Below are 208 nucleotides of genomic sequence, written 5' to 3'. Positions count from 1 at the left end.
CGTTTGCCGCACACAACTGTTATGCGATGAGCGTCATTACTGCGTCGACAGCACAAACGCATTTAGGCATCACGGATATTCAGCCACTTCCTAGCCACCATATAAAAGCGCAACTCGACGCTTTGCTCCAAAACTACTCTATCAAAGCGATCAAAACCGGCATGTTCTCTTCTTCCGATCAGATAGAGACAGTGGCTGATGCTCTGGA

1 protein-coding gene is annotated in these 208 nt (G+C 48.1%); it reads left to right on the top strand.

Annotation, left to right across the window (positions count from 1 at the left end; genetic code table 11):
* Positions 1–26: 26 nt before the first annotated feature.
* Positions 27–208: bifunctional hydroxymethylpyrimidine kinase/phosphomethylpyrimidine kinase (locus A3751_RS00800; protein ID WP_231876806.1), on the top strand; the 182-nt coding region annotated here is incomplete at its 3' end.

This window comes from Oleiphilus sp. HI0080, assembly GCF_001635135.1.
Note: the sequence above shows the minus strand (reverse complement) of the source record. Positions and strands in the feature narration are given on the sequence as shown.